The following is a 272-nucleotide window of genomic DNA, read 5'->3' as shown; positions in this document are numbered from 1 at the left end:
ATCAAGCGCGCGCCGAAGATGGACAAGGACAAGATCATCGTGATGAACCTCTGTGGCCGCGGCGACAAGGACATCTTCACCGTCGGCAAGATCCTCGGAATGGGCCTCTGATATGACTGCACGCATGGACAACAAGTTCGCCGCTCTGAAGGCAGAGGGTCGTCCGGCCCTCGTCACCTATTTCATGGGCGGCGATCCGGACTACGACACCTCGCTGCAGATCATGAAGGCGCTGCCCGAGGCCGGCGCCGATGTGATCGAACTGGGCGCAC

At 60.7% G+C, this 272-nt stretch carries 1 protein-coding gene; it reads left to right on the top strand.

Annotated features, from left to right (window positions below; all coding sequences use genetic code 11):
• Positions 1–112: 112 nt before the first annotated feature.
• Positions 113–272: tryptophan synthase subunit alpha (locus R0J92_RS23095; RefSeq protein ID WP_411053387.1), on the top strand; the 160-nt coding region annotated here is incomplete at its 3' end.

This window comes from Tritonibacter sp. SIMBA_163 (genome assembly GCF_046535935.1).
Taxonomy (GTDB): domain Bacteria; phylum Pseudomonadota; class Alphaproteobacteria; order Rhodobacterales; family Rhodobacteraceae; genus Epibacterium; species Epibacterium scottomollicae.
Note: the sequence above shows the minus strand (reverse complement) of the source record. Positions and strands in the feature narration are given on the sequence as shown.